4 protein-coding genes are annotated in these 6,971 nt (G+C 66.0%); 2 read left to right on the top strand and 2 right to left on the bottom strand.

Annotated elements, in window-relative coordinates; translation table 11 throughout:
- A partial coding sequence (locus AC50YC_RS18475) for an integrase core domain-containing protein (protein ID WP_494954745.1) occupies nucleotides 1–257 on the top strand: 257 nt, incomplete at its 5' end.
- Nucleotides 258–438: 181 nt separating this feature from the next.
- Here the strand turns inward: AC50YC_RS18475 and AC50YC_RS18470 are convergent.
- Together AC50YC_RS18470 and AC50YC_RS18465 are read right to left on the bottom strand one after the other, a co-directional pair.
- Nucleotides 439–1,173, bottom strand: a complete 735-nt coding sequence (locus AC50YC_RS18470; protein ID WP_494954744.1) for a hypothetical protein — start codon at nucleotides 1,171–1,173, stop codon at nucleotides 439–441.
- 455 nt (nucleotides 1,174–1,628) lie between these two features.
- Nucleotides 1,629–4,148, bottom strand: a complete 2,520-nt coding sequence (locus AC50YC_RS18465; protein WP_494954743.1) for a DNA gyrase/topoisomerase IV subunit A — start codon at nucleotides 4,146–4,148, stop codon at nucleotides 1,629–1,631.
- Nucleotides 4,149–4,214: 66 nt separating this feature from the next.
- Between AC50YC_RS18465 and AC50YC_RS18460 the strand changes: the two genes are divergently transcribed.
- The gene (locus AC50YC_RS18460) at nucleotides 4,215–6,905 is read left to right on the top strand and encodes a bifunctional acetate--CoA ligase family protein/GNAT family N-acetyltransferase (protein WP_494954742.1); all 2,691 of its coding nucleotides are present in this window, start codon (nucleotides 4,215–4,217) and stop codon (nucleotides 6,903–6,905) included.
- Nucleotides 6,906–6,971 lie beyond the last annotated feature (66 nt).

Here is a 6,971-nt window from a genome sequence, read left to right as displayed (position 1 = left end):
CTGTGCGCCAGTCCATGGGGGCCACCGGGGTGTGCTGGGACAATGCCGTCGCCGAGTCGGCGTTCTCATCCCTGAAGAACGAGTTCTACCACCACCACAGCTTTGCCACCCGGCAGGACGCCCGCCGGGCGACCATGCGCTACATCGAAGTGTTCTACAACCGCTGGCGGCCCCACACCAACAACGATGGGCTGCCGCCGGCAACAGCAATGGCCAACTTCAAGACCAAAAACCAGCCGCTACCTGCGGCCGCCTAACCCAAAAAGAAACTAACCGGCTGTCTCACATCCTTGACACACCTCAGCCAGCCATTACAGGAGTCGCAGGGGTAGACGCGACTCGGAATCCTGGCAGTCTTTGTGGCGGTCTTGTGGAGAATCGACTCCAGTGCCAGACGGGCGGATCGCTGGTCATTATAGTGCTTCTTCCGGCAGTTGCTCATGCCATTCCTGTCTCGGTATTCGGCCAGTCTGCCCAAGTGCTTGAGTCATCAGCGGCATGCTGGATAGCCAGAACTTGTGCTATCCGGGTCAGGTATTGGCGGATGTGTACGCGCCACACTTGTTCGTATTCCGTGAACCACTCTTCACTTGTAGGGGCTTCAAGCGCGACCCCAATTTTGAGTGAGCATCCGGTAGCCGTCGGCTTGAGTTGATAGGTTTGCCTGATATCCGCCACCGATGGGGTGACAACTCTCGTTGTTGACCAATGTGGACTTTCTTCTCCAACAATCTCCAGGATGGACACAGAGCCGTCACCGTGGATAAAGCATTGCTGTTCACCGATCCCGCTTGGTGTTCCCGGAACGGTGAATGCTCGCTGAGCATTGCCCATCAAGACGGCGCCTTCCGCCGGTGGAATGAGTGCCCATACATTATCGATATCATGCAAGTACGTTTCCGACTCGTGGGCGCCGAGAGTTCGAGGCGGCGCTTCTCGTGCGCGCACGGCGGCCCTTCCGTGCTGCTGCACCTCGCGCCGGTGTTTGTGCCCGATGAACAAGAACCCGAAACTCAGTGCCGCCGCCATTGCGAAGGCTGTGAACGCTAGGGCCTGACCGAGTTGGGGGTTACCGCCATGGTCGATCACTGCGGCGACCACGATGATCGATAAGTTACCTGCCACGAAAAGAATGATGAGGAGGGCGTTTAGGAACTTCAGGAATAAGGTCACCCGAGAATTATGTATCGACGAGACTCGTTAAGTGATGAAGAATGCCGCGCTATCGCCGTGGCGCAGCGCGATTCGGCCTGAAAAGACGCATCAAAATGTAGCGTTCCCGCAGGCGCTATCTTACGGATATTAACCCTTCTGCTTCACCCGCGGGAAAAGCAAAGATAGAGGTGTTCTGCAGTTCGTATCGCAATTGGCACCTCACCTCTAAGTCAAAATCCCAGGTACCCCCGTGGGACCGACACAGTTGTTCCGCTTAGTTTCTGAGCCCGCAGGTGAGTCCGTCCCGGCCATTCACCACGAATGGCCGCAATGGCGGGCCTTATAGCGGCCATTTGTGGTGAATGGGCGAGCTATAGCGGCCATTTGTGGTGAATGGGTGAGCGGCGGGCCTGGCGGGTGCCGGGCGTCGCCGTTAGACCCGGTGCCGGACCGCCGTAGCCGCCGCAGCGGGCCTAGGCTTCCGTCTCAGGTGACGGCTGCCAGGACATGCTCGGGCCAATCGCGTCGATGGCCTGGGAGAGCGGGATGCCGGACCCGTCGCGGCGGCCGTGTTCGCCGGGAAGCGACCGGGCCACCCCGGCCTGGGAGGACGCCTTCGCGGGGCCGTGGCCGGCCCACGCGAGCAGCAGTGTGTCTTCGCCCTTGAGGAAACGGTGCGCCCGGACCCCGGCGGTGGCGCGGCCCTTGGCCGGGTATTCGGCGAGGGCGGTGACTTTGGCGGCACCCGGAGCGGTGCCCGGAAGCGCCCCTTCCGTGCCGGCGATGGTCACCACGACGGCGGCGCTGTCGGCTCGGTTGGCCGCGCCGAAGAACATCACACGGTCCCGGGCAGCGAGCTTGATGCCAGCCATACCGCCGGCGGTCCGGCCCTGCGGACGGACCCCGGAGGCAGGGAAGCGCAGCAGCTGCGACTGCCGCGTCACGAAGACGAGGTCGACGTCGTCGGACCCCGCGGGGGCGACACCCACCACGGTGTCCTTGTCCTTGAGCGCAATGACTTCCCAGTCCTCACGGTTCAGCGGGTAGTCGGGCTGGACGCGCTTGACCACACCCTGGGCCGTGCCGATCGCCAGCACCTCGTCCAGCGGCGCGAAAGCCACCAGCGATTCGCCCTTGAGCAGCGTGATGAAGTCCTTGGCCGGCACGCCACCTGCCATGTTCGGGGTGCCCGAGGTCGGCGGCAGCACGGGCATGTCCATCACCTGGAGCCGGAGCATTCGGCCCTGCGAGGTGACGGCGGCAATCTCGCCCCGGGCTGACGTTTTCACCACGGAGGTGAACACATCGTGCCGGGTCCGCGGGCCGGACTCGGCGAGGCTGTCCTGGTTGGCGGTGCGCGCGATCTGGCCGGAGGCAGTCAGGATTGCCCAGCAGGGATCGTCCGCGATTTCCAGGGCCAGTGGGGCGGACTTGCCCTTGGCTCCGGGCGCAGCGGCGAGGGCGGCGACGGTGGGGGAGACGGCCTCGGATTCGAGCAGCACCGTCCGGCGCGGGGTGCCGTATTTCTCGGAGATCTCGGCCAGTTCGGCCGAGACGAGGGCGCGGAGCCGCTCGCTCGAGCCGAGGATGGCTTCGAGTTCGGCGATCTCCCGGCGCAGTTCGTCCTGCTCCTTCTCGAGTTCGATCCGAGAGTATTTGGTCAGCTGCCGGAGCCGCAGCTCCAGGATGTAGTTGGCCTGGATCTCGGAGAGGTCGTAGATGGACATCAGCCGGGTCCGGGCCGCGGCCACCTCGTCCGAGGACCGGATGATCTGGATGACCTCGTCAATGTCCACGATCGCGATCAACAGGCCCTCGACCAGGTGCAGGCGGTCCTTCTTCTTGGCGAGCCGGAAGGCGGTGCGCCGGCGCACCACGTTGATACGGTGCTCCACATAGACGGACAGGAGCTGCAGCAGCCCGAGGGTCTGCGGCTGCCCGTCAACCAGTGTGACGTTGTTGATACCGAAGGAATCCTCCATCGGCGAGTAGCGGTACAGCTGCTGCAGCACGGCGTTCGGGTTGAAGCCGTTCTTCAGCTCGATCACGAGGCGCAGGCCGTGCTTGCGGTCCGTGAGGTCCACAATGTCGCTGATGCCGGCGAGCTTCTTGCCGTTGACGGCGTCCTTGATCTTCTCGATCACCTTTTCCGGACCCACCATGTACGGCAGTTCCGTGACCACCAGTCCGGTGCGGCGGGCCGAGAGCTGTTCGACCTCCACCTTGGCACGGGTCTTGAACGAGCCGCGGCCGGTGGCGTAGGCGTCGCGGATGCCGTCCAGGCCCACGATCCGGCCGCCGGTGGGCAGGTCGGGGCCGGGGACGAACCTCATGATGTCCTCGAGCGTGGCATCCGGGTGCTCGATCAGGTGCCGGGCGGCGGCGATCACTTCCACCAGGTTGTGCGGGGCCATGTTCGTGGCCATGCCGACGGCGATGCCGGTCGCGCCGTTGACCAGCAGGTTCGGGAAGGCCGCCGGCAGCACGTCCGGCTGGGTCAGCTGGTTGTCGTAGTTGGGGACGAAGTCGACGACGTCCTCGTCGAGGTGGTCCGTCAGGGTCAGGGCGGCGGCCGCGAGGCGGGCCTCGGTGTACCGCGGGGCCGCAGGGCCGTCGTCCAGCGAGCCGAAGTTGCCGTGGCCGTCGATGAGCGGCAGCCGCAGCGAGAAGTCCTGCGCCATCCGCACCATGGCGTCGTAGATCGCGGTGTCACCGTGCGGGTGCAGCTTGCCCATGACCTCGCCCACCACGCGGGCGCTCTTGACGTGGCCACGGTCCGGGCGCAGGCCCATCTCGCTCATCATGTAAAGGATGCGACGCTGCACGGGCTTTAGTCCGTCGCGGGCGTCCGGGAGGGCCCGCGAGTAGATCACCGAATAGGCGTACTCGAGGAACGAACCTTCCATTTCGGAGGTGACGTCGATATCGACGATGTTTTCTACGAAATCCTGGCTGGCTTCCCCTGCCGGGGACGGGGTTTGGCGGCGGGCCATGAGGCTGGTGGGTCCTTCTGAGGTGGCAGAACGCAAGCTGCGAAAGTTTATGACTAGGCTAAGCCTATGGTGGATCAGCCCGTGGACGGCGTATATCCGGAATATTGGGAAGCTGATGTTGTGCTGCGCGACGGCGGGACGGCTCATCTGCGCCCGATCCATCCGTCTGACTCTGACGCAGTGCAGGCCTTCCATGTGGGGCAGTCGCAGAAGTCCATCTACATGCGTTTCTTCGCGTTCAAATCCAAACTCTCCCCCAAGGAACTTAAACGGTTCACCGAGGTGGACTACAAGGACCGGGTGGCCCTCGTGATCACCATCGGCGGGGAGATCATGGGCATCGGCCGCTACGACCGGCTCGATGATCCCGAGGAAGCGGAAGTCGCGTTCAATATCTCGGACGCGCACCAGGGCCGCGGCATCGGATCCATCCTGCTCGAACACCTGGCCGCCGCCGCCCGCGAAAACGGGATCCGGAAATTCAGCGCCGAGGTGCTCCCGGAAAACCGCAAAATGCTCATGGTGTTCTCCGACGCCGGCTACGACGTCAAGCGCCACTTCGACGACGGTGTGGTCAGCCTCGAATTCAATATCGACCCCACCGACAAGTCCCGCGCCGTGATGGAATCCCGGGAACACCGCGCCGAGGCCCGCAGCATCCAGGAACTGCTCGCCCCGTCCTCCGTGGCCGTCATCGGGGCCAGCCGCAAATGGGGCACCGTGGGCTACCAGCTGCTGGAGCACATCATTGAAGGCGGCTTCACCGGACCGGTCTACGCGATCAACCCGGAGGCCTTCGAGCTTGCCGGCATGCTCTCCTTCGCCCGTCTCTCCGAGGTGCCGGGCCCGGTCAAACTCGCCATCATCGCCGTCCCGTATGCCGAGGTCCCCAAGGTCGTGGAGGAATGCGGCGCCGCCGGTGTCAAGGGGATCGTGGTGGCCACCGCCGGGTACGCGGACGACGGCGAACGCGGCCTTGCCCGGCAGCGCGAACTCGTCCGGCAGGCCCGCGCCAACGGCATGCGCGTGATCGGCCCGGCCTCGCTGGGCATTATGAACACCAACCCTGCCGTGTCCCTCAACGCCTCGATGGCGCCCTCGCTGGGCCGGCGCGGCGGCCTGGGCCTGTTCAGCCAGTCGGCGGCGATCGGCGTCTCCCTCTACGCGGCCTCCAGCCGGCGCCGCGTCGGGATCTCCACCTTCCTCTCGGCCGGGAACCGCGCCGACGTCTCCGGCAACGACATGATGCAGTTCTGGGAGGACGACGCCGACACGACCGCCGTCGGGCTCTACCTCGAATCGATCGGCAACCCGCGTAAGTTTTCCCGCCTGGCCCGGCGCCTGGCCCGGACCAAACCGGTGATCGTGGCGAAGTCCGACGCGATGGGCCTCGGGCTGCCTCCCGGCCACGCCGTCCGCACCACCCAGGCCCCGCCGGAGGCGCTGGACGCGATGATGCGCCAGGCCGGGGTAATCCGCGTCGAGACCATCGAGCAGCTCATGGACGTCGCCCAGATCGTCTCCAGCCAGCCCCTGCCGAAGGGGCCGGGGATTGCCGTCTTCAGCAACTCCCGGGCGCTCGGCAAGGTCGTCGCGGACAGCGCGGCGGCTCATGGACTCGGAGTGGAGCGGATTGTCACCGATGTCGACCTGGACGCCGGGATGTCCCTGGCGTTGCCCGCGCTGCGCCACAGCCTGCAGGAAGTCCTCACCGCGGACACGGTCCACGCCGTGGTGGTTGCGCTGCTGCCGGCCCACGGCCTCACCGTGGAAAAGATCGCCGGAGTCCTCGCCGAATGTTCGGTCGCGGCCGGCAAACCCGTGGTGGCGGCGTTCAGCGGGTTGCTGGACCCGTCCATCTACGTGGAAGGAATGGTGGGCGACGAGGCCGGATCGACGGTTGTCCCCTGCTACTCCAACCCCGGCGCGGCAGTGGCCGCGCTGGGATCCGTGGTCCGCTACGCCCAGTGGCTGAACCGGGACCAGGGCCTGTTCGTGGAACCCGAGGGCTGCGACCCGGATGGCACCCACGACGAGCTGGAACGGCTGCTGGATACGGTGGGCGGCGAGCAACTGGTCCGGCTGGACGCAGAAACCGCCGCAAGCCTGCTGGCACGCTACGGCATCAGGGTGGTTCCGTCCGTCGGCTTTGAAACCGCCGAACAGGCCATCGCCGCCGCGGACCGTCTCGGCTGGCCGGTGGCGTTGAAGACCACCGACCCGGCCCTGCGGCACCGGCTGGACCTCGGCGGTGTGCGACTGGACATCCAGGACGCGGATTCGCTGCGGCGGAATCTGCAGGAGATGCGCAAGTCGCTGGAACGCTACGGCTCCCCGTCGCTGGAAGTGCAGACCATGGCGCCGGTGGGGCAGGCCTGCACCTTCCGCGCCATCGAGGACCCGCTGCTGGGCCCGGTGGTCTCCTTCGGCCTGGCCGGTGACGCCGTCAACCTGCTGGACGACTGGGCCCACCGGGTCCCGCCGCTGTCCGGGTCGGACCTGCACGACGTAATCCGGGCCCCCCGGGCCTCGCGGAAGCTCTTCGGCTATCAGGGACTGCCGCCCGTGGACGCCCGGGCCCTGGAGGACCTTGCCGCCCGGCTGACCAGGCTCAAGGACAACCATCCGGAAATCGCCCTCGTCGACTTCAACCCCGTGCTCGCCGGGCCGGAGGGGGCGTCGATCCTCGCGGCCGACGTCCGGATCGCCAACGCCGCCCAGCGTACCGACAGCGCCCGCCGGGCCATGCGCAGCTGACATCTCACGCCAGCGGCGGGGGAGCGGCGGGGAGACGGCGGGGTAGCCGCCCGGCCGGCAGCGGTT

The organism is Pseudarthrobacter sp. MDT1-56 (genome assembly GCF_059383555.1).
Note: the sequence above shows the minus strand (reverse complement) of the source record. Positions and strands in the feature narration are given on the sequence as shown.